This is a genomic window from Streptomyces sp. NPDC093097, assembly GCF_044754325.1.
Lineage (GTDB): Bacteria > Actinomycetota > Actinomycetes > Streptomycetales > Streptomycetaceae > Streptomyces.
Genome location: NZ_JBIVOW010000014.1, coordinates 78,480 through 104,942, shown reverse-complemented (window position 1 = coordinate 104,942; position 26,463 = coordinate 78,480). Strand labels below are relative to the sequence as shown.

Below are 26,463 nucleotides of genomic sequence, written 5' to 3'. Positions count from 1 at the left end.
CCGGCCCGTCACCATCGAAGGGCACCGGATCGACAGTCACCGGCCCGGCGACCCGCCGCGGCCGGACGCCCCACGCGATGATGCGACAGGGAAGGCGGCGTAGATGATCCACCGCACGGCATCGGCTCCCTCGGTCCCCGACCCGCAGCCCGCCCCGCTCCCCGCGTCCGCCGATGTCGTGGTCGTCGGCGGCGGGGTGATCGGCGCGAGCATCGCCTTCCATCTGGCCGAGGCGGACGCCGGCCGGGTGCTGCTGCTGGAGCGCGACCTGCCGGCCTCCGGGTCCTCCGGCAAGCCGCTGGGCGGCGTCCGCGCGCAGTTCTCCGATCCGCTCAACATCCGGCTCGGGCTGCGCAGTCTGGAGGCATGGCGGGACTTCGCCCGCCGTCCCGGTGCCGACGTCGGGCTGGACCCCGTCGGCTACCTCTTCCTCCTCGGCAGCGAGGCCGAACGGGACACCTTCGCCGCGGGCGTGGAGATCCAGAACGCCCATGGCGTGCCCAGCCGCATGATCACCCCGCGCGCCGCCCAGGAGCTCTGCCCCTATCTTGATCCCGGCACCCTCGTCGCCGCCGCCTTCTCGCCCACCGACGGCTACGCCACGCCCAAGGCCGCGGTCACCGGCTACCTCCGCGCCGCCCGCCGGCTCGGCGCCACCGTCCGCACCCGCTGCCCGGTCACCGCCGTCGACGCCGCCGACGGGGGCGTCCAGGCGGTCCGCACCCCGCACGGCACCGTCCGCACCCGCACCGTGATCTGCTGCGCCGGCGCCTGGTCCGCCGAGGTCGCCGCCCTGGCCGGGGTGACCCTCCCGGTCACCCCGCTACGCCGCCAGATCGCCTTCACCGGCCCGCTGCGCCCCCGCCCGCCCCGTATCCCCTTCACCCTCGACTACGCCTCCACCCTCTACTTCCACAACGACGGCGCGGACGGCCTGCTCCTCGGGCTCTCCGATCCCGCCCAACAGCCCGGGTACGAGCGGGAGTTCAGCCGCGAATGGCTGGCCCCCTTCCGCGCCGCCGCGGCCCGCCGGGCGCCGGATCTCGCCGGGGTGCCGATCACCGGCGGCTGGGCCGGCCTCTACGAGATGACCCCCGACCGCAACGCCCTCATCGGCGAGGCCCCGCACCCCGGACGCTTCCTCTACGCCACCGGCTTCTCCGGCCACGGCTTCCTCCAGGCGCCCGCCGTCGGCGAGATCGTCCGCGATCTGTATCTGCGCCGTGAGCCCTTCCTCGACGTCGGACCGCTCGCCGCCACCCGCTTCGAAGGCCGCCCGGCCACCCGCCCCGAGGCCCACATCATCTGACCGCGCCCCACCGGGAGACCCCATGCCCCCCATCCCCACCTGGCGGCTGCGCGCCGCGTTCGCCCGCCGGCTCTCCGACATGTACGGCACCGAAGTGCCCGCCTACACCACCCTGTTGGAGGTCGCCGGGCAGATCAACGACGAGGTCGCCCGCCGTGATCCGGACGCCGGCCGGCTCGGCAGCATCGACCGGGTCACCGCCGAACGGCACGGCGCCATCCGGGTCGGCACCCCCGCCGAACTCCGCCAGGCCGCCCAGGTCTTCGCCGCCCTCGGGATGCACCCGGTCGGCTTCTACGACCTGCGGGACGGCGACATCGGCGCGGTCCCCGTCGTCTCCACCGCCTTCCGCCCCACCGACGCCACCGAACTCGACCGCAACCCCTTCCGGGTCTTCACCTCCCTCCTCACCACCGGCGACCGCCGCTTCTTCGACGCGGACCTGGAGGCCCGGCTGACCGCCTTCCTCGCCCGCCGCCGGCTCTTCCCGCCCGAACTCCTCCGCCTCGCCGAGCGGGCCGAGCGCGACGCCGGGCTGTCCGAGGCGGACGCCGAGCGCTTCCTCGTCCTCGCCGTCGGCGCGTTCACCCTCTCCACCGAGCCCGTCGACCGCGCCTGGTACGCCGAACTGGAACGGATCTCCGCGGTCGCCGCCGACATCGGCGGGGTCACCCGCACCCACGTCAACCACCTCACCCCCCGCGTCCTGGACATCGACGCCCTCTACCGGCGGATGGGGGAGCGCGGTATCACCATGATCGACCGCATCCAGGGGCCCCCGCGCTGGGGCGGCCCCGATGTGCTGCTGCGCCAGACCTCCTTCCGGGCGCTGGCCGAACCCCGCACCTTCCGCGAACCGGACGGCCGGCTCACCCGCGGCTCCCTCCGCGTCCGCTTCGGCGAGGTCGAGGCCCGCGGCATCGCCCTGACCCCCGCCGGCCGGGCCCGCTACGACGCCCTCATGGCGCAGCCCGAGCCCCAGGCCGCCGACCGGGGCCAGGCCCTTTGCGCCCGCTGGGAGCGGGAGTTCCCCCGCACAGAGCGCCAACTCGCCGTCGACGGGCTGGCGTTCTTCGCCTACCACCCGGTGGCCGACCGCCCGCGCGATGGCCACCGCCCGCCCGCCGACCTCGCCGGTCTGCTCGCCGACGGCTGGCTCACCGCCACCCCCCTGGTCTACGAGGACTTCCTGCCCCGCTCCGCCGCCGGCATCTTCCACTCCAACCTCACCGGCGACGGCACCCGCGACCCGCGCCGCGCCGGCACCCCCTTCGACGCCCACCGCCTCGCCGCCGCCCTGGACCGCCCGGTGCTCGACCCGTTCGCCCTCTACGCCGCACAGCAGGACGACTCCCTGCGCCGGGCCCTGACCACCCTGCGCGCCGACGCCGCACTCCACGCCCTGGACACCCCGGCCGGCCACCGGCCCACCCGGACCTGACCCGTCGGACCCGCCCTTTGGCCCCCTCGCCACCCGCCGCCCCAAGGGAGAGACCATGACCGCCACCGCGCACCCCGCCACCCTCGGCCTTCCCGGCACCGACGCCCTGCGGGCCCGCGCCACCGCCGCGCTGCGCCGCTGCGGCGCGGCCGGGCTCGACGCGTACCCGGAGCAGGACCGCAGCGGCGGCGCCACGCTCCCCGCCCGCACCCCGCTCACCGGCGCCGTCCTCGCCGAGCTGCCCGCCACCACACCCGCTCAGGCGGAGGCCGCCCTCGCGGAGGCCGAGCGCGCCTTCCGCGCCTGGCGCACCGTCCCCGCCCCGGTCCGCGGCGCGCTGGTCAAACGGCTCGGCGAACTGCTCACCGCTCATCAGGAGGACCTCGCGGACCTGGTCACGCTGGAAGCCGGCAAGATCCGCTCCGAAGCGCTGGGCGAGGTGCGGGAGATGATCGACGTCTGCGATTTCGCGGTCGGCCTCTCCCGTCAGCTCTACGGCCGGACCATCGCCGGTGAGCGCCCCGGCCACCGGCTCTCCGAGAGCTGGCACCCGCTCGGCGTCGTCGGGGTGATCTCCGCCTTCAACTTCCCCGTCGCCGTGTGGTCCTGGAACACCGCCATCGCGCTGGTCTGCGGCGACCCGGTCGTCTGGAAGCCGTCCGAACTGACCCCGCTCACCGCGCTCGCCTGCACCGCCCTGCTCGCCCGCGCCGCCGCCGACACCGGTGCCCCGCCCGGCGTCCACCAGCTGCTGCTCGGCGGCGCGGAGCTCGGCGAACTGCTCACCGACGACCCCCGGGTGGCGCTGGTCAGCGCGACCGGTTCGACGCGGATGGGGCGCCGGGTCGCGCCCCGGGTCGCCGCCCGCTTCGGCCGCTGCCTGCTGGAACTCGGCGGCAACAACGCCGCCGTGGTGACCCCCTCCGCCGACCTCGACCTCACCGTCCGCGGTGTGGTCTTCGCCGCCGCCGGCACCGCCGGCCAGCGCTGCACCACCCTGCGCCGGCTGCTCGTCCACGAGGACGTCGCCGACGCCCTCGTCCCGCGACTGGTGCGCGCCTACGAGCAGCTGCCGCTCGGCAATCCCGACGAACCGGCCACCCTGGTCGGGCCGTTGATCAACCCCGCCGCGCACACCGCGATGACCCGGGCGCTGGACGCCGCGCGGCGCGACGGCGGCACCGTCCTGGCCGGCGGCGACCGCCGCTTCGCCGCCGAGGCGCCGGACGCCGCCTACGTCCGGCCCGCCGTCGTCCGGATGCCCGGCCAGACCGCGATCGTCCGCACCGAGACCTTCGCCCCGATCCTCTACGTCCTGACCTACCGGACCCTGGACGAGGCGATCGCCCTGCACAACGACGTGCCGCAGGGCCTGTCGTCCAGCATCTTCACCCGCGACCAGCGGGAGGCCGAACGGTTCCTGGCCGCCGACGGCTCCGACTGCGGTATCGCCAACGTGAACATCGGCACGTCGGGGGCGGAGATCGGCGGGGCGTTCGGCGGGGAGAAGGAGACCGGTGGCGGCCGGGAGTCCGGTTCGGACGCCTGGCGCGCGTATATGCGCCGGGCCACCAACACCGTCAACTACTCGGCGGACCTGCCGCTCGCCCAGGGCGTCAACTTCCTCTGAGCGAGCGGCGGTCCACGTCAGTGGAGGGCCCGGCCCAGGTCCTCGACCAGCGTCGGCGAGGGCCGGGGGATGGCCCCGAAGTCCTCGTCGTCGCCCTCTACCACCAGCCGGTTGATCACGTGCTCCAGCGCCGCCGGCAGCGTCGGCGCCAGTCCGCTGTGCCACTGGACGAGGAGGTTGTGCCGGGCCTCGTCCGGCAGCAGCTGCTTCTCGTCGAACGCCGCCGTCGCCCGGGGCTCCTCGTCGGCCGGGTGCGCCGCCTGCTCGCGCCAGTAGGCGGCGTCGCGGAACTCGCCGTCCCGGCGGTGCGCGAGGTAGAGGCAGTAGGCGGCGGTCCGGCTGCCGGCCCCCGCGCCGAAGTGCCACCAGAACTGCGCCGCCGCGGTCCGGCCGGTGAGGTGCAGCAGGCATCCGAAGACCAGCGCGCCCTCGGGGTCGATGTGGTGGTCGTCCACCAGCCGCTCCAGGCTCGCCGCGGCCGCCGCGGCGTTGATGACCAGCGCGCACGCCAGTTGGAGTTCCTGGGTGGCCTCGTCCCGCGCGGTGGGGTAGCCGCTGGGTGCGGCCCGTCCCGGGCGGATCGGCGGGGGCACCACCGCCGGCGGCAGTTCCCCCGGCGAGCCCGCCGCCGCGGCGGGGGCCAGGCAGCCCAGCCCGTCCAGGGCCCCGGCGTCGTCCAGTGCGCCGAAGTCCGCCAGCCCGTCGATCCCGGCCACCGCGGCGGCGGCGCTGAGCAGCGTCTCGACGGTCTCCCGTCGCTCGCCCGTCTTCGTCATCTCACGTTCCCCCATGTCCGACTCCTGCTGAACTCCCGGCCGTGCCCGGCCGGCTATCCCTGATCGATGCCGAGCGCGGCGGCCAGCTTCCGCTTGCCCCGGCTCGCGTACGAGCGCACGGTGACCTCGTCCACCCCGAGCAACGCGGCGATCTGCGCGTCGCCGTACCCGATGACGTGCCGTAACACGATCACGTCGCACTGCCGGTCGGGCAGCCGGGAGATCGCCGCGTAGAGGCCCAACTGGCTCTCCAGCATGGCGAATTGCTGCTGGCATTCGCGCAGCAGCGCATGGGTGACGACGGCGAAGGCGGCGGTCTCGGTGAGCGCGGTCGACTGCCGCCGGTCGTAGAGCCACTCGGTGACCCGCTCCTTGAGCACCGCCCAGGCGTACGCCTCCACCGAGGCCTGCCGCAGCGCGTGCGGCCAGACCCGGCCGAGGTGCTCGTACGCGGTCAGGGTCACCTCGCGGGCGGCGTCCTGGCTGCCGGTGTGCAGGTAGGCGTAGGCGAGCCATTTCCGGGCGTGGGTGGACAGGAACGCCTCGAAGGTGAGGGTCAACTGCCGCCCCGATTCCTGGGGGACGGCTATCTCCATCATGGCAGTACGGTCCGGCCCCCTGGCCGGCCGAAGTCGGTCCCGGTCTGTGGTCACTCGCCGTCCTCGTTCCGTTCGCCGTGCGCCGCCGCGGCGCCGCCGAGGGTGGCGGCCGCGCCGGGAGGGCGGTTTGCCCTCACCCTCCAATCAACAGGAAAACCCGCTGATTTGTGGCACCAGACGACAGATATTCCTGCGCTCCGTACGCATCTGACTACTCTCGGCCAAGAATGGTCAAAAGCCGTTCCCGGACGTGCAGCACGCGACCATCGGCCGTCCGGCGCGGAGCGACGAGGTCCGGTGCGCGCGAGCGGCGCCGGCGGCATGAACCCGAAGGCGTCGGGCAGTGTCCTACGACAGTGCTCCCGCGGCGGAGCGGGGGAGCAGCGGCCGGCCGGTGACGCCATCGGCGACGGGGAGGCAGCGCGCGATGAACGAGCACGAGCCCGTGGTGGACCTGCAGTTGGACCGGGCGCACTCGGCCCGGATCTACGACTACCTGCTGGGCGGCAAGACCAACTTCCTGGCCGACCGGATGGCGGCCGGCCGGGTCCTCGGCGTCTTCCCCGCCGCCCTGGTGGCCGCCCGCATCAACCGCGAGTTCATGCACCGGGCGACCCGGTACCTCGCCACCGCGGGCCTGCGCCAGTTCCTGGACATCGGCACCGGCATCCCCACCCCGCCCAACGTCCACGAGATCGCCCAGGGCATCGCCCCCGACGCCCGCGTCGTCTACACCGACAACGACCCCATCGTGCTCGCGCACGCCGCGGCCCTGCTGCGCGGCACCCCCGAGGGCCGCACCGCCTACGTCCCGGCCGACGTCACCGACCCCGGCGGCATCCTCTCCGCCCCGCAGCTCCTGGCCACCCTCGATCTGACCCGCCCGGTCGCGCTGAGCCTCAACGCCCTGATGCACTTCGTCACCGACGACGGCCGCGAGCGCGCGCGCACCGTCGTCGAGACCCTCAAGGCCGCCCTCCCCAGCGGCAGCACGCTGGCGATGACCCACGCCACCGCGGACTACAGCCCCGACGCCATGAACCGGATCATCGGGGTCTACCGCGACGCGGGCACCGAGCTGCAGTTCCGCACCCGCGCCGAGTTCTCGCGCTTCTTCGACGGCTGGGAGCTGCTCGACCCGGGCATCACGCTGTCCCACCAGTGGTGCCCCGAGCGCCCCGAGGACGCCACCCACGTCACCGACGCCGAGGCCGCCTGCTACGCCGCCGTCGCCCGCAAACCCTGACGCCGCCCGGGCCCTGCCGTCACCCTCCCGCCCTTAAGGCGAACGACGGGACGGTGACGACGGGGCCCGGCCGGGCGCTCACTCCTTGCGGTAGCCGTACGCCTCCCCGGCCGCCGCCGCGACGGCCGCCAGGTCGGCGCCGGTCGACGCGGTGACCACCGCGGCCACCGCCCCTTCGAGGAACGGGGCGTCCACCAGCCGTGCGCCGCCGGGGAGTTCATCGCCCTCGGCGAGCATCGCCTTCACCGTCAGCACCGCGCTGCCGAGGTCGACCAGCAGCGCCACCCCGGCTCCCCGGTCCACCTCCCGGGCCGCCGCCGCGATCAGCTCGGAGCTCGTCCCCAGCCCGCCGTCCGGCGTCCCGCCGGCCGCCGCCAGCGGCACCCGGCCCTCGTCCCCGGCCAGCGCCGACGCCAGCTGTGCGACCGACTCCGCGACCGCCTTGCTGTGCGACACCGTCACCACGCCCACCAGGGGGCCCGCGTCGCTCATCGCGCCACCTCCGCCAGGGCCGCGAACAGCAGCGCCGAGGACGTCGCCCCCGGATCCTGGTGCCCGATGCTGCGCTCCCCGAGATAGCTGGCCCGGCCCTTCTTCGCCAGCATCGGCACGGTCGCCCGTGCGCCCTCCTCGGCCGCCGCGGCCGCCGCGTCGAACGAGGTCCCCAGCGCCTCCACGCCCGGCACCAGCGCGTCCACCATGGTCTTGTCCCCGGGCGCGGCCCCGCCGAGCGTCCGCACCGACTCCACTCCGGCCGCCAGCCCCGCCTGCAACTCGGCCACCGACACCTGCGGCGCCACGCCCAGGTTCTTCCCGGCCCGCCGCAGCAGGGTCCCGTAGAGCGGTCCCGACGCACCCCCCACCGACGAGATCAACTGCCGCCCGACGGTGACCAGTACGCCTCCCGGCGACGCGGGCGCCTCGGTCTGAACCGCCTTCACCGCGGCCCTGAACCCCCGCTGCATATTGGCTCCGTGATCGGCATCGCCGATGGCCGAATCCAGCTCCGTGAGCCGGCCGGCCTCCCGCTCGACCAGTCCGGCCGCCGCGGATATCCACCGCACGAAGAACGCACCGTCAAGCGCTGTGTCCACTGCCATCACCCCTCTCCGCGTTCGGCACCCCACTCCGGTCTACCGTCCCCACCGCAGCCCGGCCGTCTCGACCGGCGCGTCCCACAACCGCAGCAGCTCCCCGTCCACCTGGCACAACGTCACCGAACATCCGGCCATGTCCAGCGACGTCACATAGTTCCCCACCAACGTACGGGCCACCTGCACCCCGCGCTCGTCGAGCACCCGCCGCACCTCGGCGCCGTAGCCGTACAGCTCCAGCAGCGGTGTCGCGCCCATCCCGTTCACCAGCACCAGCACCGGAAGCTGCGGCTCCAGGTCCGCGAGGACGGCGTTCACCGCCACGTCCGCGATCTCGTGCGCGGTCATCATCCCGCGCCGCTCCCGCCCCGGCTCGCCGTGGATGCCCACGCCCAACTCCAGCTCGCCCTCGGGGAGTTCGAAGGTCGGGCCGCCCTTCGCCGGCGTGGAGCAGGGACTCAACGCCACCCCGAAGCTCCGCGACGACGCCACGACCTGCCGGGCCACCGCCTCGACCCGCTCCAGCGGCATGCCCTCCTCCGCCGCCGCGCCCGCGATCTTCTCCACGAACAGCGTCGCCCCGGTCCCGCGCCGCCCGGCGGTGAAGGTGGAGTCGGTCACCGCGACATCGTCGTCGACCAGCACGCTGGCGACCTGCACCCCCTCGTCCTCCGCTAGCTCCGCCGCCATCTGGAAGTTCAGCACGTCGCCCGTGTAGTTCTTCACCACGAACAGCACCCCGCGCCCGCTGTCCACCGCCGCCGCGGCCCGCACCATCTGGTCCGGTACCGGCGAGGTGAACACCTCCCCGGGGCAGGCCGCATCCAGCATCCCCGGCCCCACGAACCCCCCGTGCAGCGGCTCGTGCCCGCTCCCGCCACCGGATATCAGCGCCACCTTCCCGGCCACCGGCGCGTCGCGCCGCACGACCACCCGGTTCTCCACGTCCACCACCAGCTCCGGATGTGCCGCGGCCATCCCCCGCAGGGCATCGGCCACCACGGTCTCGGGGACGTTGATCAGCATCCTCACGGGTACCTCCCAGGGCGCTCAGCAAGCACGGCCATGACCCAAGTCCTCCCAGGTCGGATGAGGTTTCTTCGGTTCTCGCTCTCTGCGGTTCGCACCCCTGGGCCCGGTACGGCGCCCAGGGGCGGTGCGTGACGGGGCCGACGCCGACCTCCTGCTCCCTTTCCTGAAGGGCAATCAGCCAACCGGGTGACCTTCGCGCCGGACCGTGTCGGGGCTCAAGTATCGGGCCGACCGGCGCCCGCTGCACCGCGATCCACGAGGTTTTTCCACCCCGGCGGCGCCCCGACCCGGCGGGGGAGCGGCTCCGTGCGCCGCATGCGCCCCCTCGGCGTCCTCACCGGCCCGCCCGGCCGACGTACCGACCGGCCACTCGAACGGAGCACCGGTGTGCGGCGCGGACCCCCGACCGGGAGCCGCACCGCCCCCGCCGCCCCTCCCGCGACCCGGGCCGGCCGCCGCCGCGCGAGGGGCCACCGGGCTCACGGCACAACACGCGGTTGTGATCCCCTGGCCGGTCGGTTGTTTGATCTGGCCGGTCGCGGCTCGCTTTGATGCCGGGGTCGGCGTGCGGTGGTTCGGACGGGTTGCGGGGTGCGTGGGGTATGGCGGGCAGGCGGGCGCTGGGGCGCCGGTTCGGGTGGCTGTGGGGGGCGTACGCGGTCAGCGCGTACGGCACCGGGCTCGGGTTCGGCGCGTTTCCGCTGATCGCGGTCCTGGTGCTGCACTGCGGGCCGGCCCAGGTGGCGGCGCTGGCGGCGTCGGGGCGGGCCGTGGGGGCCGTACTCGCCGTGCCGCTCGGTCCGTGGGTGGAGTACCGCCGCAAGCGGCCGGTCATGATCGCGATGGACCTGACCCGGTTCGCGGTGATGCTCAGCATCCCCGCCGCATACGCGCTCGGCCGGCTCGGCTTCGCCCAACTCCTCGTGGTCTCCGTCGTCGTCGCCGCGGCCGACATCGTCTTCAAGGCCGCCAGCGGGGCGTATCTGAAGGCGCTCGTACCGGCGGCGGACCTGCTCGTGGCGAACAGCAGGTTCGAGTCCACGACATGGTCGGCGACGGTGGTCGGGCCGCCGCTCGGCGGGGCCGCCATCGGGATGTTCGGCCCGGTGGTCACGGTGCTGGCCGACGCGGTCAGCTATCTGCTCTCGGCGCTGGGCCTCCGCGCCATCGGCGGGGGCGAGCCGCGCCCCGAGCGCACCCGGGGGCCGCGACTGCGCGCCGCCGACCTGCTCGAAGGCTGGCGGCACCTCCTGACCCACCCCGGGCTGCGCCCGCTGTTCTTCAACTCGCTCGCCTTCAACGGCCTGGTCATGGCCTCCCAACCGCTGCTCGCCGTGCTCCTGCTGGACCGCCTGGGGTTCGCACCCTGGCAGTACACCCTCGCGTTCGCCGCGCCCTGCGTCGGCGGCCTCGTCGGCGCACGCCTGGCGCGGCCGCTGGCGGCGCGGTTCGGGCCGCACCGGGTGCTGTTCGCCAGCGGGGTGCTGCGCGCGTGCTGGCCCCTCGGGCTGGCCTTCGTCCGGCCCGGGGTCCCCGGGATCGTGCTCGTCATCGTCGTCCAGCTCGGCCTGGTGACCTGCTGCGGCCTGTTCGCCCCGCTGCTGGCCACCTACCGGCTCGACAACACCGACCCGGACCGGGTCGCCCGCACCCTGACCGCGTGGTCGATCAGCACCAGCGCCTCCATCGCGGCCGTCACCGCACTGTGGGGCCTGCTGGCCGCCGTCACCGGCCCCCGTACCGCGATCGCCGTCGCCGGTGTCCTCCTCCTGGCCACCCCGCTGCTGCTCCCGCGCCGCGCCGACGCGTCCGCGACCGCCCGCGCCGCGCGCGGACGGGCGAAGCGGAGGTGGTGGGCGGGACGACGGGACCTTGCCGATCCGCGCCGGCGGCCCGACGGGATGGTGCCGCCGCCCCGTTGAATGCCGCTCGGTGGTGCGTGCCCGTTCATCCCTCGGGGCGGGCCGGGAAGCTGATGACCCAGTCGCCGCGTACCTCCCAGGTGCCGCCGTCGGGCAGCGCGCCGCGCAGGCCGTGCAGGGTGCCGGGGCCGGCCAGGGCCGGGAGCCGGGGGTCGCGGAGCGCGGCGACGGCGTAGCTCCGCGACGGTTCCCAGTCGGTGCTGTGGCGCAGCCTGCGGACCAACTGAACGAAGCCGTACGGGGCCGCGGCGACGACCCATGCGTCCGGCCGCTGCGCGGTCATCCGGCGGGCCGCGCGCAGCCAGGAGGCCGCCGTCTCGGGCCAGTCGACCGTCGCCAGGACGACGCCGCCGCGCAGCTCCCAGGCTCCGGCGAAGGCCGCGGCGGTCGCCACCGAAGCGGCGTCCCGCCCGTGCCCGACCACCACGCTGCGGATCCGGGCCCGCGGGGCGGCCAACAGGGCCAGGAGGGCGGCCAGTTCGGCCGGGGTGTGCGGGGCGGGGGCCGGTGGCTCCCCGTAGGCGTCGCGCGCGGCCGCATCGAGAAGAGGGGAGCGCGCGGCGTCATCGGCTCCGGGGCGGGCCGGCCGCCCGTAGGGCTGCGCCCGGCGGTGCCCGCCCCCGTGTGCCGGCGTCATGACGCGTCGTGGAAGACCAGGCCCAGGGCGTGGCGGCGGCCGGAGCGCAGGGTGCTCACCCCGTGCCGCACGGCCCCCGCCGACCAGCCCCGCCGGGAGCGGACCGGCCGGTCCCGGGTGGTGAAGACCAGGCCGTGGCCCTGCGGCAGGGGCACCGCGGTGCCCCGGGACTGGGCCCGGGCACGCTGCTCGACGAGCAGGAACTCCCCACCGGTGTAGTCCGTCCCGTAGGCGTCCAGGCCGATGACGACCTGGAGGGGGAAGACCAGCTCCCCGAAGACGTCGCGGTGCAGCGCGTTCCAGTCGCCCGTCTCGTAGCGCAGCAGGATCTGCGCCGAACGGTCCTGTCCGGCCTCGTGGCACCGCGCCAGCCAGGCGTCGAGGTCGTCGGGCCAGGGCGCCGGGCGGCCCAGGCGCGCGCTCCAGTCCCGGGCCACGGTCAGCAGCGGCGGATACAGGGCCGCGCGCAGGGCGGCGACCAGTGGAGGCAGGTCGTGCGTGAAGTAGCGGTAGGTCCCGGAGCCGAAGCGGTGGCGGGCCATGTCGACCGTCGTACGGAAGGCTTCGGTCCGCTCGTACCGGCCGGAGAGCTCGCGGCACTGCTCCGGTGTGAGCAGCCGCGGGGTGAGGGCGCAGCCGAGCGCGTCCAACTCCTCGGCGATGACTGCCCAGTCGGCTCCGGTCACGCGCCGGTGGATGTCCTCGACGGCGGTGTGGGGGGCGGTGTCGGCGGTCGTCCGTGCCGCGCCCCCTTCGATGCCCGTTCGGGGCACTGGAGCGGAAGGAATCGGCTTGTGCGTGGTCATGGTGGGCCCTTAGCAGTGGTGCCTGGTCTCAAGGCCCCACTCTGCTCTCCGCCGGTACCGGATTCCGGCGGAAAACGGACCTGGTGCTGGGCTGTGCCGGGACGGCTTGGCGACCTGCGGCGGAGCGAGGCGTACTACAGCTCCCCGGCGCGCCATCGGGCCTCCTCCGTGTCCAGGCCGGCGCGGTCCGGTGTGCGCTGCCGTACGGCCGCCAGCCAGGTCTCCAGGTGCGCGGTGAACCTACCGGGGGCGGGTGGGGCGGGGCGGTCGGTGTCGGTGTCCGCCGCGGTGCCGGCGTCCGCGTCCGCCGCGGTGCCGACGCCGGCGAGGTGGGCCAACAGGCCGTCCGCGGCCGGGTCTTCGGCGTCGCAGGAGCGGCACAGCACGCTCTCCCGGAGGCCGTCGACCCGGGTGCCGGACCGGTTGTGCCAGGAGTGGGGGTAGCGCGCCACCAGGAGCACCGGGGCCAGGCAGCGCGGGCAGGGCGGGGGAGCGGACGCGGGCGGGTGCGGCGTTGCGGACGTCGGCCGGTCGGTCTCGGGAGTCACTGCAGCCCCGCCCATGCCTCGGGGCCGAAGGCGCCTTTCACGTCGGAGGCGAGGGTGGTGGCGTTCACCTTCGCGTGCAGGGCGTAGACGGTGGTCCTCCGGATGTCGCGGATGCTGAGGTGTACGGGGCTGTCCCCGGGGTGGTCGGCGAGGATCCGCTTCAGTTCGGCCAGCCCCCGCTCGGTGAGGCGGTGGGCGGGGAACGTCAGACGGACCGGTGGCCGTCCGCCGTGCTCGGCCGAGGAGAGGTCCAGGACGGCCAGTTCGCGGCCGAAGACGTTCAGGGTGCCGTCGCGGTCCTCGATCTTGCCCTTGACGGAGATGACGGCGTCCTCGGACAGCGCGTGCTGGACGAGTTGGTAGGCGGCGGGGAAGAACAGCACCTCGACGGTGGCGTCCCGGTCGGCGAGGGCGACGATGGCCCAGGCGTTGCCCTGTTTGGTCACCTTGCGCTGGATGCCGGTGATCAGCCCGGACAGCTGGACGTCCCCGGTGGTCCGGCCGGAGCCGAGGAGTTCGGCGATCGAGCAGTCCCGGGCGGCGGCGAGGACGTGCTCGGCGCCGTCCAGCGGGTGGGCCGAGACGTAGAGGCCCAGCATCTCCCGTTCGGTGGCCAGCAGTTGGCGGCGCGGCCACTCCGCCTCGTCGACGGGGAAGTCCAGGCCGAAGGCGGGGCCGTCGTCCGCCGCGCCGCCCAGGCCGGCGAACAGGTCGTCCTGGCCGAAGCTCGCCGCCTTCTTCACGGGGATGATCGCGTCGATGGCGCCCTCGTGGACGGCGGTCAGGCCCCTGCGGGAATGCCCCAGCGAATCGAAGGCGCCCGCCTTGACCAGGGATTCCACGGCCCGTTTGTTCAGCGCGGGCAGGTCGACCTTGTCCAGGAAGTCGGCGAAGGAGGTGAACGTGCCCTTCCGGCGGCGGGCGTTGCGGATGGCGTCGATGACGCCGTCACCGACGTTGCGGACGGACCGCAGCCCGAACCGCACGTCGTCGCCGACGGCGGTGAACTCCGCGACGGAGGCGTTCACATCGGGCTGGAGGACCCGGACGCCGTTCTTGCGGGCGTCGGCGAGGTAGACGGCGGCCTTGTCCTTGTCGTCGCCGACGGAGGTGAGCAGGGCCGCCATGTACTCGGCGGGGTAGTTGGCCTTGAGGTAGGCGGTCCAGTAGGAGACCAGGCCGTAGCCGGCGGTGTGGGACTTGTTGAAGGCGTAGCCGGAGAACGGCAGCATCACGTCCCACAGTGCCTGGATCGCCTGGTCGGAGTAGCCGTTGCGCTGTGCGCCGCCGTGGAACTTCTCCCATTCCGCGGCCAGCACCTCCGGCTTCTTCTTGCCCATCGCGCGGCGCAGCATGTCCGCGCCGCCCAGGGTGTAGCCGGCCAACTGCCGGGCGATGGCCATGATCTGCTCCTGGTAGATGAGCAGGTGGTGGGTGGAGCCCAGGATCGGCTCCAGGGCGTCCTTGAGCTCCGGGTGGATCGGGGTGGGGTCCTGTTTGCCGTTCTGCCGCAGGGCGTAGTTGGTGTGGGCGTTGGCGGCCATCGGGCCCGGCCGGTAGAGGGCGTTGGCCGCCGCGATGTCCTCGAAGCGGGTGGGCGCCATCAGCTTGAGCAGGGCCCGCATGCCGCCGCCGTCGAGCTGGAAGACGCCGAAGGTGTTGCCCTCGGCCAGCAGCCGGTAGGTGGTGGTGTCGTCCAGGGGGATCACGACGGTCGTGGGGTCGCCGTCCAGGGGGTCCACGGTGGCGAGCCTGACGCCCCGGTTCTCGCGGATGTTCTCCAGGGCCTGGTCGATGACGCCCAGGTTCCGCAGCCCCAGGAAGTCCATCTTGATCAGGCCCATGGACTCGCACGACGGGTAGTCGAAGCCGGTGATCCGCGCGCCGTCGGCGGCCCGCATGTGCAGCGGGATGCGGTCGGTCAGCCGGGTCTTGGAGAGGATCACCGCGGCGGCGTGCACGCCGGTGCCGCGGGTCAGGCCCTCCACCCCGCGGGCGGTGTCGATCACCTGCCGCACGTCCGGCTCCGCCTCGTACAGCCGCCGGATCTCGCCGGCCTCGGCGTATCGGGGGTGGGACGGGTCGAACAGGGCGTCCAGCGGGGCCGACTTGCCGTTCTGGTCCGGGGGGAGCGCCTTGGTGATCCGCTCGCCGTGGGAGAAGGGGTAGCCCAGGATGCGCGAGGAGTCCTTGATCGCGTTCTTGGCCTTGATCTTGCCGAAGGTGTTGACCAGGGCGGTGAACGCGTCGCCGTACTTCTCGGTGACGTAGCGGACCATCCGGTCGCGCTGCCGGTCGTCGAAGTCGAGGTCGACGTCCGGGGGGTTGATCCGCTCGGGGTTGAGGAAGCGCTCGAAGAGCAGGCCGTGCTCCAGGGGGCACAGTTCGGTGATGCGGGTGGCGTAGGCGACGAGTGAGCCGGTGGCCGAGCCGCGGCCCGGGCCGATCGGGATCCTGTTGTCCCGGGCGTACCGGCAGATGTCCGCGACGACCAGGAAGTAGGAGCTGAAGCCCATCGGGCCGATGACCGCCATCTCGGTCTCGAACCGGTCCTGTACGTGCGCGGGGACCGGTTCGCCGTAGCGCATCGCCAGCCCTTTGAGGACCTCCTTGCGCAGCCATGACTCCTGGGTCTCGCCCTCGGGGACGTCCGGGTACCGGGGCATCTCGTCGACGTAGTCGAAGACCGCGTCGTAGGGCTCGATGCGCTCGGCGACCAGCAGGGTGTTGTCGCAGGCCTGGGGGAGTTCCGTGAAGAGGCGGCGCATCTGGGCGGCGGATTTGAGGTAGTAGCCGGAGCCGTTGAAGCGGAAGCGGCCGGGGTCGTTCTTGTTCTTGCCGACGCCGATGCACAGCAGGTTGTCGTGGGCGTCGGCCTGGTCCTCGGTGACGTAGTGCGCGTCGTTGGTGGCCAGCAGCGGGATCGACAGCTCCCCGGCCAGGCGCAGCAGGCCGTCGCGGACGGTGCGCTCGATGTCCAGGCCGTGGTCCATCAGCTCCAGGAAGTAGTTCTCCCGGCCGAAGATCTCCTGGTAGGCCGCGGCGGCCGCCTTCGCCTCCGGGTACTGGTTCAGCCGCAGCCGGGTCTGGATCTCGCCCGAGGGGCAGCCGGTGGTGGCGATGATGCCGGCCGGCCGCTGCGCGATCAGTTCGCGGTCCATCCGCGGCTTGCCGGACGGGAACTGGCCCTCGTAACTGGCCTGGGTGGAGAGCCAGAAGAGGTTCCGCAGGCCCTGGACGTCCCGGGCCCACATGGTCATGTGGGTGAAGCGGCCGCCGCCGGAGACGTCCTTGGAGCCCTCGCCGTCGTCGCTCACCGCCCGCCGGCCGCCCGGTCCCCAGAACTCCTGCTTCCGGGCGAACCGGGAGGACGGCGCCACATACGCCTCGATGCCGATGATCGGCTTGACCCCGTCGAAGCCCTTCGCGACCTGCTGGAACTCGTAGGCGCCGAACATGTTGCCGTGGTCGCTCATGGCGATCGCCGGCATCCCCTGCCGGGCGACCTCGCCGAACATCGGCGCCAGCTTCTGCGCGCCGTCCAGCATCGAGTATTCGGTGTGGTTGTGCAGATGCACGAAGGAGTCCGGCACGGCTGCGTCACCTCCGGGGCGAGTGGGCGGCCCCACCCGGCCGGAACCGCGGTGGTGGCCTTACGGATGGCCGACTGCGTCAACGGGGGCGGGGTGGGTCGGGGCCTGGCGGGAGGTGCGTGAATATGACAACCACACGTTGTGCGATCACCATGCCGCGGATGCCCCGCAGGGGAGGGCCGTACGTCCCGTCCCTGACCCGCCGGGCAGCTGCCAGGCACTCCACCGGTCGGTTCACACACGCAACTGACCAGTGCAAATGGGGGACTTCCCGCTGGTGGTCCGAGGGTCCCCGTTGACGACCGCCATCAAAGCGAGCATCCGTCCGGCAGATCAAACAACGGACACGCCCCTCATCCACAACCACGTGTTGTGGCGATAGGGTGCGCGGCATGGATCTCAATGCCGTGCGGACCTTCGTCGCGGTCGCGGACACCGGGCAGTTCCAGAAGGCCGCGGTGGACCTCTCGCTGACCCAGCAGGCCGTCTCCAAGCGCATCGGCGCCCTGGAGCGGGAGCTCGGGGTGCGACTGTTCACCCGCACGGCGCGCGGCGCCGGCCTCACCATCGACGGCCAGGCGTTCCTGCCGCACGCCCGCGCCCTGCTCCAGGCCGAGGAGCGGGCCGCCGCCTCCGTCCGGCCCGGCAGCCGCGCCCTCCGCGTCGACGTGATCGGCCGCCGGGTCAGCCCGGCCGGACTGCTGCGCGACTTCCACCGCGCCCACCCCGAGATCGCCCTCGACGTCGTCACGCTCTCCGGCGTCGACGAGGCCGCCGCCGCCGTCCAGAGCGGGGCGATCGACGCCGCCTTCCGCGCCGTCAGCATGCCGGGCTGGCAGCTCCCCGACGACGTCCGCTCCACCCCGGTGTTCGACGAGCCGCTGCAACTGTGCGTCGGATCGGCCCATGAGTTCGCCACCGCCCAGGCGGTCGCCCCGGCCCAACTCGCCGGCCACCGGATCTGGATGCCCGGCAACGCGCCCGGCTCGGAGTGGCGCGCCTACTACGACGACCTCGCGGCCGCGTTCGGCTTCACCGTCGACACCATCGGACCCAACTTCGGCGTCGAGGCGCTCCTCGACGCCATCGCGGACTCCACGACGCTGGTGAGCTTCTTCGGGGAGCGGACCCCGCTGGTCTGGCCCGTCGGCCACGACCTGCGGCGGATCCCGCTGCGCGGGCCGACCCCGGTGTACCCGCACTCCCTGCTCTGGCACCGCGACAACCCCCATCCCGGGCTCGCCGCGCTCCGCACCCACCTCGCCGCCCTGCGCTCGCAGCGGCCCGACGGCGAACTGTGGCGCCCGAGTTGGGCCCGGCCGATCGGGGCGCAGCCGTAGGCCCGGTCGGCAGCCGCCGGCCGATAGCCCCTCCCGTGCGCCGGGTCAGCCGTCGAGCAGTTCCTTCCGGAAGACGGTGGAGCTCCGGGCGACCACCATGCCCACCCGCAGGTACAGGTCGAGCGCGCCGGTGTCCGAGTGGGTCCACAGCGTGCAGCTCCGCCGGCCGTGCCGGTGGAAGGCGCGGAACGCGTGCCGCAGCAGCAGCCGGGCGATGCCGCGGTTGCGGTGGTCGCGGTGGACGGCGACCCGTTCGACGTAACCGCCGGCCGCGTCCGGCAGGTCCAACGACAGCACCGCGCCCACCAGTCGGCCGCCGACGAGGGCCACCGCCGACCGGTCGGGCGCGAAGGTGGGCCGGTCGACGGTGTGCCGGGCCCACTCCTCGTAGTCCAGGCGCCGCGGCTGCCACTCGGCGAACGCGTCCTCGACGAGGACGTGCGTCCCGCGCGCGTCCTCGGAGCGGAACGCCCGGACCGTGACGCCCGCGGGCGGCTCGGGCACCGCCGGCTCCTTCGGCATCGCGTACTCCAGCTCCCAGGCGGTCACCAGCGTCCGGTAGCCGCGGGACCGCAGCAGCGCGACGGCGTGGTGATCGGCGTCCGGCACGGTCTGCACGATCCCCTCGCCGCCCACCTGGCGGGCCCGCGCCTCGGCCCAGTCCAGCAGCGCGGCCCCCAGGCCGCGGTCCCGGTGCTCGGGATGGACGTCCACCTCGGAGCGCCGGTCCACCCAGGCCCGGGCGGCCAGCCGCCCCGCCCGGTCGTGGACCACCAGGGTGTCCAACTCCGGTATCAGACCCGGCCTGTTGAGGTCGGCGGCGAGGCCGCCGGGATCGGCCTGCGTCCGGCCGTGCAGCGCGCGTTCGCAGTCCGCGACGAGCCGGTGCAGGGCACCGATGTCGCCGGCGGTTGCCGGCCGCGCCCGGTAGCCCGCGGGCAGCGCCGGCAGCAGATCTGGCATCGGTGGGCCCTCCCGGGACGGTGAACCTGCCGCGGCCCGGTGGAGCAGGCGCGCGGCCCAGCAACGCGCCAGTGTTCCGCCGGCCCCCGGGCGGCGGCAACCGGGATTCCCGTCCGGTGGCGACGGCGCGCCGGGGCCGGGCGCGCGGCGGGCCGGGACCGGGCGCGCGACGGGTCGCCTCAGTCCGCCTCGGGGTCGGTGGCGGTGCGGCCGACCAGGCGCTCATAGCGCTGCCGGGCGGCCTGCGGGGTGCCCAGACCGAGGCCGAAGGAGATCTCCTGCCAGGTCATCCCGCGGCCGCGCGCCATCTGGAGCAGCCCGGCCTCCAGCTCGTCCATCTCCCCGCGCGCCATCGGGACCAGGCTCAGCGCGGCGGTGATGTCGGCGCGGTCCACCTCCGGCTCCCCGTCGTGGAGTTGGGCGGAACCGCTGAGCAGGAACGATACGAGCCGGACGGCCTCGTGGGGCCCGATGACGACGGGGTGGACCTGACGCCGGCGCTGCTCGTCGGTGCCGGCGTGGCGCTCGGCGATGCGGAACAGCGAGGCGGCGGACCGGTGCGCGCGGGCCTGGCCGGGGTCCGGGGGCGTGAAGGGGTCGGCGGGCGGGGCGGACGGGGCGGGCTGCTCTGGCGTCGATGACATGACGTCAGAATCGCGTGGGGTGTCGATCGTTGTCAAGGGAATGTTTTGAACGGAATGTTCAAGCGGGGAATGTTCAAGCGGTCGCGGTGTGGCGGGCGCGTGGGTCGACGTTCTGGTGGGTGTGGCTCGGTGCGGTGCGGTGCGGTGCGGTCGTGATGGGTGCGGTGCGCCTGTGGCGGGTGCGGCTGATGGCCGTCCCGGGCGCCGCGCCGCATCGCACGGTGACGGGCCGCACCGGGCCGGGCCGTGCTGTCGGGGCGTCGCGAGGTCCGGATGCCCGCCCGGGGGCGGGGCCCTACCCTCGGGGTATGCCGGGTCTTCGCGGAGCCCTCGCGGTGCTGGCGGCGGGTGCACTGGCCGGCGCCCTGGTGGGGGTTCCGGCTCCGGTGACGGTCGCCGCCCCGGGGCCGTCCGGCAGCGGCACGGTGACGGTCGCCGCCCCGGGATCGTCCGGCGGCGGCCCCGACCTCGCGCGCCTCACCGCGCAGCGGCCGGCCTGGCGGACCTGTCCCGCCGGCTTCCCCAGCATCACCGACCCGTCGTCCGGCGGCTCGTCGTCGGCGTCGTCCGCCACGGCCCAGCGGTTCCAGTGCGCCCGGCTGGAGGTGCCGCGCGACTACGCCCATCCCGAGCGCGGCACCCTGCGCGTCCAGATGGTCCGGCTGCCCGCGACCGGGCCCGGCAAGCGGCTCGGCTCCCTGGTCATCAACCCCGGCGGCCCAGGTGATTCAGGCGTCAAGTACCTCATGGACAACAGTGATGCCTTCGCCCACCTCGGGCAGCGCTACGACCTGGTGAGCTTCGACCCGCGCGGCACCGGCCACACCGACCCGATCTCCTGCGGGACCAGCTTCACCCCGGTCGGCGGCACGGGCGCGGAGAGCCTGGCCGGCAACGAGCGGCGCATCAACGAGGCCTGCGGCCGGTATTCCGGCGTGCTGCTGCCCTACGTCGGCACCGTCGACGTCGCCCGGGACATGGACGTGCTGCGGTCCGCCGTCGGCGACCGCAAGCTCACCTACCTCGGCTTCTCCTACGGCACCCGGCTCGGCTCGGTCTACGCCCACACCTTCCCGCGCAACGCCGGCCGGCTGGTCCTGGACGGCGTCGAGGACCCGACCACCAACACCTGGCAGACCGCCGTCGCCCAGGCCCGCAGCTTCCAGCGGGTGCTCGACGACTTCGCCGCCGACTGCGTCGGCATGAGCGGCTGCCCCCTCGGCACCGACGCCGCCACCGCCCGTCGGAAACTCACCGACTGGTACGGCCAGTTGACCGATCACCCGCTCCGGTCGCACGGCGCCATCGTGGACGGGACGACCTACGCCTACGCGCTGCGCGAGGCCCTCTACAGCCGGTCTACCTGGCCCGTCCTGCGGGACGCGCTGGCCCAGCTCCACGCCGGCGACGCCTCCGGGATCCTCCAGCTCAGCGGCCAGGGAACCGGCAGCGGAAGCGGCAACGGGAGCGGGGGCGGGCGTCGACCCGGCGGCGTTCCCGGGAGCTGGCCGGGGCGGGGCGACGGCACCGGGTGGCGCGGTCCGGGCGGCGGGGGCTCCGGGTACAGCGCGACCGAACCCATGCCCTCCCAGGACCAGTTGGCCCTGCGGGCGATCAGTTGCCGGGACAGCTCCGAGCGCTACGGCCCCGCCGACTTCCCCCGCGCCCAGCGCGAACTCACCCAGGCGTCCCCGCTGTTCGGCCCCGACATCGCCCCGACGCTGCTGGACTGCTACGGCTGGCCCGTCCCGGGCGACGACGCCTACCGCAACGTGGCGGCCCCCGACGCCCCGCCCGCCCTGCTCGTCGCCACCACCGGCGACCCGGCGACGCCGTACGAGGGCGCCGCGCGCATGGCCCGCGTGCTGGCCAACAAGAGCGTGGTGCTGACGTATCACGGCGAGGGGCACGCCGCCTACACCGCCGGCAATCCGTGCGTCCAGGAGAAGGTGGACGCGTTCCTGCTGGACGGTGTGCTGCCGGTGGGCGGAGCGGGGTGCCGCTGAGCGGCTCCGGCGTGCCACTGACCGGCTCCGGCTGTTGATCGACGCTTGTCACCGACCGGCCCGCCTGACTCCCGCCCGGCTCCCGCCCGGCTCCGGCCCTGCCCACCCGGCACCGGCCGTGGCGCGGGCGGCGCTCAGCCCGCCTTCCGCCCACGGGCCGCGGTCTTCCGGGCGGTGCCCGCGGTCTTCTTCGCGCCGGATCCCGTGGCCGCGGCCGCCTTCTTCCCGGCGGCGGTCCCGCCTTTCGCGCTCCCGCCCTTCGCGGCTCCGCTCCGCGCCGTGCTCGCCGCCGCCGTCTTCTTCTTCGCGGTGGTCGTGGCCGTGCGGGTGGCGCCGGCCTTCCGGGCCGCGGTCTTCGTCGCGGTACGACCGGACGACCGCGGTCCGCCGCCCGCCCCGGCGGCCTCTCCCGCCTCTCCCGCCTCGTCGGCCTCGCCGCGGGCCCGCTTCGCGGCCCGCACGCTGTCCTGGAGGGCGGTCATGAGGTCCATCACCTGGCCCGCGGGCGGCTCCGCACCGGCCGCGAACTCCGGCTCGCGATCCGCGAGCTTGGCCGCCACGATCTCCTCCAGCGCCTCCCGGTAGTGGTCGTGCACGTCCTCCTCGGAGAGCCCGCCGAAGGAGTCCATCAGCGTCTCCGCGGCGCGCACCTCCTTGGCGGCGACCTTCACCTCCCGCTCCGGGAGCACGCCCGCCATCGGCCGGATCTGGTGGGGCCACAGCAGCACCTGCATCACCAGCAGGTCCCCCACCGGCCGGATCATCGCCAGCGTCTCCCGCCCATGCATTGCGATCTTGCCCAGTCCGACCCGCTGGTGCCGCTCCATCGCGTCCCGCAGCAGGGCGTAGGGCTTGGCCGCCGCGGGGCCGTCGACGCCCAGGTAGTAACCCTTGCCCATCTGGAGCGGATCGATGTCGCCGCCGGCGACGAAGGCGAGGATGGTCATGACCTTGGCGGTCGGCAGCGGCAGCGCGTCCAGGTCGTCGTCGGTGAGCGGGACGAGGGTGCCGTCCTCGGTCCGGTAGCCGCGGCCGATCTCATCGGCGGCCACCTCGGTGCCCTCCAGTGAGCAGACCGGCTGGTTGCGGACCCGCCCGCCGTCCGCGGTGTGGATCCGCACGAAGCTGACCGAGGCGGCGGTGTCCGTGGCGTTGTACGCGGCCACCGGGATCGTGACCAGGCCGAAGCTGAGGGAGAACTTCGCGGTGGGACGCATGAGGGGAGCCGCCTTCGTGGTGCGGTTCGGTGCCGTTCCATGCTAGGAGGACCGCCCCGCGCCCACCTCCCGAGCCGGTCCGCCCGGGCCGGGTCCCGCCCGTTCCGCCGCCACCACCCGGACGCCCGAGCATCCCGTCCGCGCCGGCCGGGTACCCCGCCGGCATGAACGCCTCGCACCCCGCCCGCCGCACCACCTCCCACCAGGCCCTCGTCCGCACCCTGCTGGACCGCCACGGGCAGACCTACGCCGCCGAGGCCGGGATCCGCCTGCGCGACACCCCGCAGCCGCTCTACCAGCTCCTGGTCGTCGCCGACCTGCTCAGCGCGCGGATCCGCGCCTCCGTGGCGGTGGCGGCGGCCCGCGCCCTGTTCGGCGCCGGGCTGCGCACGCCCCGGCGGATGGCCGACGCGCCCTGGCAGCGCCGCGTGGACGCGCTCGGCGAGGGCGGCTACCGGCGCTACGACGAGAGCACCGCCACCCGCCTCGGCGACGGTGCGCGGCTCCTGCTGGACCGCTACGGCGGCGATCTCCGCCGGATGCGGGAGGCGGCCGACGGCGACCTTGCGGCGCTGCGCGGTGCGCTCCAGGAGCTGCCCGGCGTCGGCCCGGCCGGTTCGGGCATCTTCGTCCGCGAAATCCAGGGCGTATGGCCGGAGTTCGCCCCCTACCTCGACGCCAAGGCCCTCCAGGGCGCGCAACGGCTGGGCCTGCCGGACGACCCGGGCGCCCTGGCCCGTCTGGTGCGCCCGGAGGAGACCGCCGCCCTGGCCTCGGCGCTGGTGCGCGCCGCACTGGACCGCTCGGTGGCCGAGGAGGTGGGGGAGCGAGCCATGAGGTGACGGTACGTCACGACACCGACAGGCAGGCGTACTTGACCGTCAGGGGACGGCCGGTGGGGGGAGCGCTGCCGTGCTCGGCACGCTCGCGCGGGCGCGGGGGTCACCCCGGCCAGGTCCACTCCACTACCTCCGGCAGGTCCGTGCCGTGCTCCCGGATCCAGTCGTGGTGCCGGGTCCGGGCGTCCGCCATCGCCTGCCGCAGCGCCGTCGCGCGGACGGCCAGCCCGGGCACCCGGTCCACCACGTCCATCACCAGCCGGAACCGGTCCAGGTCGTTGCGCACGACCATGTCGAACGGCGTGGTGGTGGTGCCCTCCTCCTTGTAGCCGCGGACGTGCAGATGGGGGTGCCCGGCGCGGCGGTAGCAGAGCCGGTGGATCAGCCAGGGGTAGCCGTGGTAGGCGAAGATGACCGGCCGGTCGCGGGTGAACAGGGCGTCGTACTCGGCGTCCGGCATTCCGTGCGGATGCTCGCCGGGCGGCAGCAGCCGGGCGATGTCGACGACGTTGACCACCCGCACCGCCAGCTCCGGCAGATGGCGCCGCAGCAGGTCGGCCGCGGCCAGCGTCTCCTGCGTGGGCACGTCGCCGGCGCAGGCCAGCACCACGTCCGGAGACGGCGCCTGCCCTGTCGGGGAGCCGAGAGCTCGGGATGGGGTCTCCCCTGTTCGAGCGGAGCCGAGAGCTTGGTATGGGGTCTCCCCTGTTCGAGCGGAGCCGAGAGCTTGGGGACCGGTGCCGTTCTCGGTGCCGGCCCACTCCCAGATGCCGAGGCCGCGGGCGCAGTGCAGCCGCGCCTGGTCGAGGGTGAGCCAGTCGAAGCAGGGCTGCTTGCCGGCCACGATCACATTGACGTAGTCGCGGCTGCGCAGCGCGTGGTCGGCCACCGACAGCAGGGTGTTGGCGTCCGGCGGCAGATAGACCCGGACGACCTCCGGGCTCTTGTTGAGGACGTGGTCGACGAAGCCGGGGTCCTGGTGGGAGAAGCCGTTGTGGTCCTGTCGCCAGACGTGCGAGGTGAGCAGGTAGTTGAGGGAGGCGACCGGGCGCCGCCAGGGCAGCCGGCGGGCGGTGCGCAGCCACTTGATGTGCTGGTTGACCATCGAGTCGACGAGGTGCGCGAACGCCTCGTAGCAGGAGAACAGCCCGTGCCGCCCGGTGAGCAGATAGCCCTCCAGCCAGCCCTGGCAGAGGTGTTCGGAGAGCACCTCCATCACCCGGCCGTCGCGCGCCAGGTGTTCGTCGGTGGGGAGCACCGTCGGCTGCCATGCCTTGCCGGTGACGGCGTAGACGGCGTCCAGTCGGTTGGAGGCGGTCTCGTCCGGGCCGACGAGGCGGAAGTCGCGGCGTTCGGCGGTGGCCGCCATGACGTCGGCCAGCAGCCCGCCGAGCACCCGGGTCGGCTCGTGCAGGACGGTGCCGGGCTTGTCGACCGCCACCGCGTGCCGCTCCAGTGGCGGCAGGGGCAGTTCGCGCAGCAGCAGACCGCCGTTGGCGTGCGGGGAGGCGCCCAGCCGGCGCCGGCCCTCGGGCACACAGGCGAGCACTTCCGGACGCGGTCGCCCCGCCTCGTCGAACAGTTCCTCCGGGCGGTACGAGCGCAGCCAGTCCGCCAACTGGCGCCGGTGGTCGGCGTGTTCGCGCACCCCGGGCAGCGGGACCTGGTGCGCGCGCCAGGTGCCCTCGACGGGTACTCCGTCCACCTCGCGCGGACCGGTCCACCCCTTGGGTGTGCGGAGCACGATCGCCGGCCAGCGCGGGCGGCCGGTGCCGCCGTCCGCGCGGGCCCGCCGCTGGATCGCCGCGATCCGGTCCAGCGCGCGGTCCATGGCGGCGGCCAGCGCCTGGTGGACCGCGGCCGGGTCGTCGCCGGTGACGTGCAGCGGGTCGTGGCCGTAGCCGCGCAGCAGCGCGTCCAGTTCGTCCTCCGGGATGCGGGAGAGCACCGTCGGATTGGCGATCTTGTAGCCGTTGAGGTGGAGGATCGGCAGCACCGCCCCGTCGTGCACCGGGTCGAGGAACGCGGTGGCGTGCCAGGACGCGGCCAGCGGCCCGGTCTCCGCCTCCCCGTCGCCGATCACGCAGGCCACCAGCAGTTCCGGGTTGTCGAAGGCCGCCCCGTAGGCATGGGTCAGGGCGTAGCCCAGCTCGCCGCCCTCGTGGATCGAGCCCGGTGTCTCCGGCGCGATGTGACTGGGCACCCCGCCGGGGAACGAGAACTGCCGGAACAGCCGCGCCATCCCGTCCGCGTCCCGGGTCACGTCCGGGTAGGTCTCGGTGTACGTGCCCTCCAGCCAGGAGTTGGCCAGCACCGCCGGCCCGCCGTGCCCCGGCCCCCACACGCACAGCGCGTCCAGGTCCCGGGCCTTGATCACTCGGTTGAGGTGGGTGTGCACCAGGTTCAGGCCGGGCGAGGTGCCCCAGTGACCCAGCAGCCGGGGCTTGATGTGCTCCGGGCGCAGCGGCTCGGTCAGCAGCGGGTTGGCCATCAGGTAGATCTGTCCGGCGGCGAGGTAGTTGGCGGCCCGCCAGTGGGCGTCGAGGGCGCTCAGCTCGTCCGGGCCGAGCGGCGCGGACGGGTCGGCCGCCCCGTCGGCTGCGGGCGCCTCCGCCGTCGTGGGGCTCTGCGGATGGTGCATGCTCAGCTCCTCAGTTCACGCAGCGCGGGCCGCAGTTCGGCCTCCGAACGACTCGCGGGAACGACTCGTGCCGACGCTTCGAGAACGGTTCCCGCCGACCGCTCCGGGAACGGCTTCCGCTGTCCGCCGCCGAGCCGGGACCAGGGCCGCCTGCGCGGACCCGGCGCGGATCGCTCCGTC

21 protein-coding genes are annotated in these 26,463 nt (G+C 74.2%); 8 read left to right on the top strand and 13 right to left on the bottom strand.

The annotated features are described in order from the left end of the window. Positions 1-103: 103 nt before the first annotated feature. The 3 genes from ACIQE0_RS23690 to ACIQE0_RS23680 are packed head-to-tail and all read left to right on the top strand — an operon-like array spanning position 104 to position 4,380. Positions 104-1,309 carry an NAD(P)/FAD-dependent oxidoreductase gene (locus tag ACIQE0_RS23690; protein WP_402335520.1) on the top strand — a complete coding sequence of 402 codons (1,206 nt, stop codon included), beginning with the start codon at positions 104-106 and terminating at the stop codon, positions 1,307-1,309. Between the two features lie 22 nt (positions 1,310-1,331). After that, complete coding sequence (locus tag ACIQE0_RS23685; RefSeq protein ID WP_402335518.1) at positions 1,332-2,750, top strand: 2-oxoadipate dioxygenase/decarboxylase family protein; 1,419 nt, start codon at positions 1,332-1,334, stop codon at positions 2,748-2,750. A gap of 55 nt (positions 2,751-2,805) precedes the next feature. Next, entirely contained in the window at positions 2,806-4,380 is a 1,575-nt protein-coding gene (locus ACIQE0_RS23680; RefSeq protein WP_402335515.1) for an aldehyde dehydrogenase family protein, read from the top strand. Positions 4,381-4,397: 17 nt separating this feature from the next. On the opposite strand, the gene ACIQE0_RS23675 is transcribed toward ACIQE0_RS23680, so the two are convergent. Both ACIQE0_RS23675 and ACIQE0_RS23670 read right to left on the bottom strand, forming a co-directional pair. Then, positions 4,398-5,171: a hypothetical protein gene (locus tag ACIQE0_RS23675; RefSeq protein WP_366334401.1), complete on the bottom strand. Its 774-nt coding sequence runs from the start codon at positions 5,169-5,171 to the stop codon at positions 4,398-4,400. Positions 5,172-5,209: 38 nt separating this feature from the next. Next, positions 5,210-5,755, bottom strand: a complete 546-nt coding sequence (locus tag ACIQE0_RS23670) for an RNA polymerase sigma factor (protein ID WP_402335510.1) — start codon at positions 5,753-5,755, stop codon at positions 5,210-5,212. Positions 5,756-6,182: 427 nt separating this feature from the next. Between ACIQE0_RS23670 and ACIQE0_RS23665 the strand changes: the two genes are divergently transcribed. Beyond that, positions 6,183-7,001 (top strand): SAM-dependent methyltransferase, encoded by an 819-nt coding sequence (locus ACIQE0_RS23665; RefSeq protein WP_402335507.1) that lies wholly within the window; start codon positions 6,183-6,185, stop codon positions 6,999-7,001. Positions 7,002-7,079: 78 nt separating this feature from the next. Here ACIQE0_RS23665 and ACIQE0_RS23660 read toward each other — a convergent pair whose 3' ends face one another. Genes ACIQE0_RS23660 through dhaK form a run of 3 tightly spaced genes read right to left on the bottom strand, consistent with a single transcriptional unit; the run spans position 7,080 to position 9,127 of the window. After that, positions 7,080-7,493, bottom strand: coding sequence for a PTS-dependent dihydroxyacetone kinase phosphotransferase subunit DhaM (locus ACIQE0_RS23660; protein WP_402335504.1), 414 nt, complete (start codon positions 7,491-7,493; stop codon positions 7,080-7,082). Continuing rightward, positions 7,490-8,101 carry a dihydroxyacetone kinase subunit DhaL gene (gene dhaL, locus ACIQE0_RS23655; protein ID WP_366334409.1) on the bottom strand — a complete coding sequence of 204 codons (612 nt, stop codon included), beginning with the start codon at positions 8,099-8,101 and terminating at the stop codon, positions 7,490-7,492. Before dhaL ends, ACIQE0_RS23660 begins: the two co-directional genes overlap by 4 nt. A gap of 33 nt (positions 8,102-8,134) precedes the next feature. After that, on the bottom strand, positions 8,135-9,127 hold the full coding sequence (gene dhaK / locus ACIQE0_RS23650; protein WP_366334411.1) for a dihydroxyacetone kinase subunit DhaK: 993 nt from the start codon (positions 9,125-9,127) through the stop codon (positions 8,135-8,137). Positions 9,128-9,729: 602 nt separating this feature from the next. Here dhaK and ACIQE0_RS23645 point away from each other — a divergent pair. Continuing rightward, on the top strand, positions 9,730-11,049 hold the full coding sequence (locus ACIQE0_RS23645; RefSeq protein WP_402335500.1) for an MFS transporter: 1,320 nt from the start codon (positions 9,730-9,732) through the stop codon (positions 11,047-11,049). Positions 11,050-11,074: 25 nt separating this feature from the next. On the opposite strand, the gene ACIQE0_RS23640 is transcribed toward ACIQE0_RS23645, so the two are convergent. The 4 genes from ACIQE0_RS23640 to dnaE form a co-directional block, all read right to left on the bottom strand. After that, on the bottom strand, positions 11,075-11,686 hold the full coding sequence (locus tag ACIQE0_RS23640) for a hypothetical protein (protein ID WP_402335497.1): 612 nt from the start codon (positions 11,684-11,686) through the stop codon (positions 11,075-11,077). Next, positions 11,683-12,492, bottom strand: coding sequence for a 2OG-Fe(II) oxygenase (locus tag ACIQE0_RS23635; protein WP_402335494.1), 810 nt, complete (start codon positions 12,490-12,492; stop codon positions 11,683-11,685). The genes ACIQE0_RS23640 and ACIQE0_RS23635 overlap by 4 nt, the downstream gene beginning before the upstream one ends. Positions 12,493-12,626: 134 nt before the next feature. Further along, positions 12,627-13,040 carry a DUF6300 family protein gene (locus tag ACIQE0_RS23630; protein ID WP_402335492.1) on the bottom strand — a complete coding sequence of 138 codons (414 nt, stop codon included), beginning with the start codon at positions 13,038-13,040 and terminating at the stop codon, positions 12,627-12,629. Beyond that, the gene (dnaE, locus tag ACIQE0_RS23625; protein ID WP_402335489.1) at positions 13,037-16,633 is read right to left on the bottom strand and encodes a DNA polymerase III subunit alpha; all 3,597 of its coding nucleotides are present in this window, start codon (positions 16,631-16,633) and stop codon (positions 13,037-13,039) included. The genes ACIQE0_RS23630 and dnaE overlap by 4 nt, the downstream gene beginning before the upstream one ends. 392 nt (positions 16,634-17,025) lie before the next feature. On the opposite strand from dnaE, the gene ACIQE0_RS23620 reads away from it, so the two are divergent. Next, complete coding sequence (locus tag ACIQE0_RS23620) at positions 17,026-17,973, top strand: LysR family transcriptional regulator (protein ID WP_366334421.1); 948 nt, start codon at positions 17,026-17,028, stop codon at positions 17,971-17,973. Between the two features lie 45 nt (positions 17,974-18,018). Here ACIQE0_RS23620 and ACIQE0_RS23615 read toward each other — a convergent pair whose 3' ends face one another. Together ACIQE0_RS23615 and ACIQE0_RS23610 are read right to left on the bottom strand one after the other, a co-directional pair. After that, a complete protein-coding gene (locus ACIQE0_RS23615; protein ID WP_402335485.1) occupies positions 18,019-18,936 on the bottom strand; it encodes a GNAT family N-acetyltransferase in 918 nt (305 codons plus the stop codon). A 179-nt stretch (positions 18,937-19,115) separates the two neighbouring features. Further along, a complete protein-coding gene (locus ACIQE0_RS23610) occupies positions 19,116-19,580 on the bottom strand; it encodes a DNA-binding protein (protein ID WP_402335482.1) in 465 nt (154 codons plus the stop codon). Between the two features lie 308 nt (positions 19,581-19,888). Here ACIQE0_RS23610 and ACIQE0_RS23605 point away from each other — a divergent pair, with 308 nt between their 5' ends. Further along, complete coding sequence (locus tag ACIQE0_RS23605) at positions 19,889-21,586, top strand: alpha/beta hydrolase (RefSeq protein WP_402335479.1); 1,698 nt, start codon at positions 19,889-19,891, stop codon at positions 21,584-21,586. A 134-nt stretch (positions 21,587-21,720) separates the two neighbouring features. On the opposite strand, the gene ACIQE0_RS23600 is transcribed toward ACIQE0_RS23605, so the two are convergent. Further along, entirely contained in the window at positions 21,721-22,803 is a 1,083-nt protein-coding gene (locus tag ACIQE0_RS23600) for a Ku protein (protein WP_402335476.1), read from the bottom strand. Between the two features lie 164 nt (positions 22,804-22,967). On the opposite strand from ACIQE0_RS23600, the gene ACIQE0_RS23595 reads away from it, so the two are divergent. After that, positions 22,968-23,645: an endonuclease gene (locus ACIQE0_RS23595; RefSeq protein WP_402335473.1), complete on the top strand. Its 678-nt coding sequence runs from the start codon at positions 22,968-22,970 to the stop codon at positions 23,643-23,645. Positions 23,646-23,745: 100 nt separating this feature from the next. On the opposite strand, the gene ACIQE0_RS23590 is transcribed toward ACIQE0_RS23595, so the two are convergent. Continuing rightward, positions 23,746-26,283 (bottom strand): phosphoketolase, encoded by a 2,538-nt coding sequence (locus ACIQE0_RS23590; RefSeq protein WP_402335470.1) that lies wholly within the window; start codon positions 26,281-26,283, stop codon positions 23,746-23,748. Positions 26,284-26,463 lie beyond the last annotated feature (180 nt).

What these genes read in the sequence shown, in the direction of transcription:
- ACIQE0_RS23680 (WP_402335515.1), top strand. Translation starts at nt 2,806, where the DNA reads ATGACCGCCACCGCGCACCCCGCCACCCTCGGCCTTCCCGGCACCGAC.
- ACIQE0_RS23675 (WP_366334401.1), bottom strand. Translation starts at nt 5,171, where the DNA reads ATGGGGGAACGTGAGATGACGAAGACGGGCGAGCGACGGGAGACCGTC.
- ACIQE0_RS23635 (WP_402335494.1), bottom strand. Translation starts at nt 12,492, where the DNA reads ATGACCACGCACAAGCCGATTCCTTCCGCTCCAGTGCCCCGAACGGGC.
- ACIQE0_RS23665 (WP_402335507.1), top strand. Translation starts at nt 6,183, where the DNA reads ATGAACGAGCACGAGCCCGTGGTGGACCTGCAGTTGGACCGGGCGCAC.
- dhaL (WP_366334409.1), bottom strand. Translation starts at nt 8,101, where the DNA reads ATGGCAGTGGACACAGCGCTTGACGGTGCGTTCTTCGTGCGGTGGATA.
- ACIQE0_RS23685 (WP_402335518.1), top strand. Translation starts at nt 1,332, where the DNA reads ATGCCCCCCATCCCCACCTGGCGGCTGCGCGCCGCGTTCGCCCGCCGG.
- ACIQE0_RS23605 (WP_402335479.1), top strand. Translation starts at nt 19,889, where the DNA reads ATGCCGGGTCTTCGCGGAGCCCTCGCGGTGCTGGCGGCGGGTGCACTG.
- ACIQE0_RS23670 (WP_402335510.1), bottom strand. Translation starts at nt 5,755, where the DNA reads ATGATGGAGATAGCCGTCCCCCAGGAATCGGGGCGGCAGTTGACCCTC.
- ACIQE0_RS23590 (WP_402335470.1), bottom strand. Translation starts at nt 26,283, where the DNA reads ATGCACCATCCGCAGAGCCCCACGACGGCGGAGGCGCCCGCAGCCGAC.
- ACIQE0_RS23645 (WP_402335500.1), top strand. Translation starts at nt 9,730, where the DNA reads ATGGCGGGCAGGCGGGCGCTGGGGCGCCGGTTCGGGTGGCTGTGGGGG.
- ACIQE0_RS23600 (WP_402335476.1), bottom strand. Translation starts at nt 22,803, where the DNA reads ATGCGTCCCACCGCGAAGTTCTCCCTCAGCTTCGGCCTGGTCACGATC.
- ACIQE0_RS23690 (WP_402335520.1), top strand. Translation starts at nt 104, where the DNA reads ATGATCCACCGCACGGCATCGGCTCCCTCGGTCCCCGACCCGCAGCCC.
- ACIQE0_RS23640 (WP_402335497.1), bottom strand. Translation starts at nt 11,686, where the DNA reads ATGACGCCGGCACACGGGGGCGGGCACCGCCGGGCGCAGCCCTACGGG.
- ACIQE0_RS23595 (WP_402335473.1), top strand. Translation starts at nt 22,968, where the DNA reads ATGAACGCCTCGCACCCCGCCCGCCGCACCACCTCCCACCAGGCCCTC.
- ACIQE0_RS23620 (WP_366334421.1), top strand. Translation starts at nt 17,026, where the DNA reads ATGGATCTCAATGCCGTGCGGACCTTCGTCGCGGTCGCGGACACCGGG.
- ACIQE0_RS23660 (WP_402335504.1), bottom strand. Translation starts at nt 7,493, where the DNA reads ATGAGCGACGCGGGCCCCCTGGTGGGCGTGGTGACGGTGTCGCACAGC.
- ACIQE0_RS23610 (WP_402335482.1), bottom strand. Translation starts at nt 19,580, where the DNA reads ATGTCATCGACGCCAGAGCAGCCCGCCCCGTCCGCCCCGCCCGCCGAC.
- ACIQE0_RS23615 (WP_402335485.1), bottom strand. Translation starts at nt 18,936, where the DNA reads ATGCCAGATCTGCTGCCGGCGCTGCCCGCGGGCTACCGGGCGCGGCCG.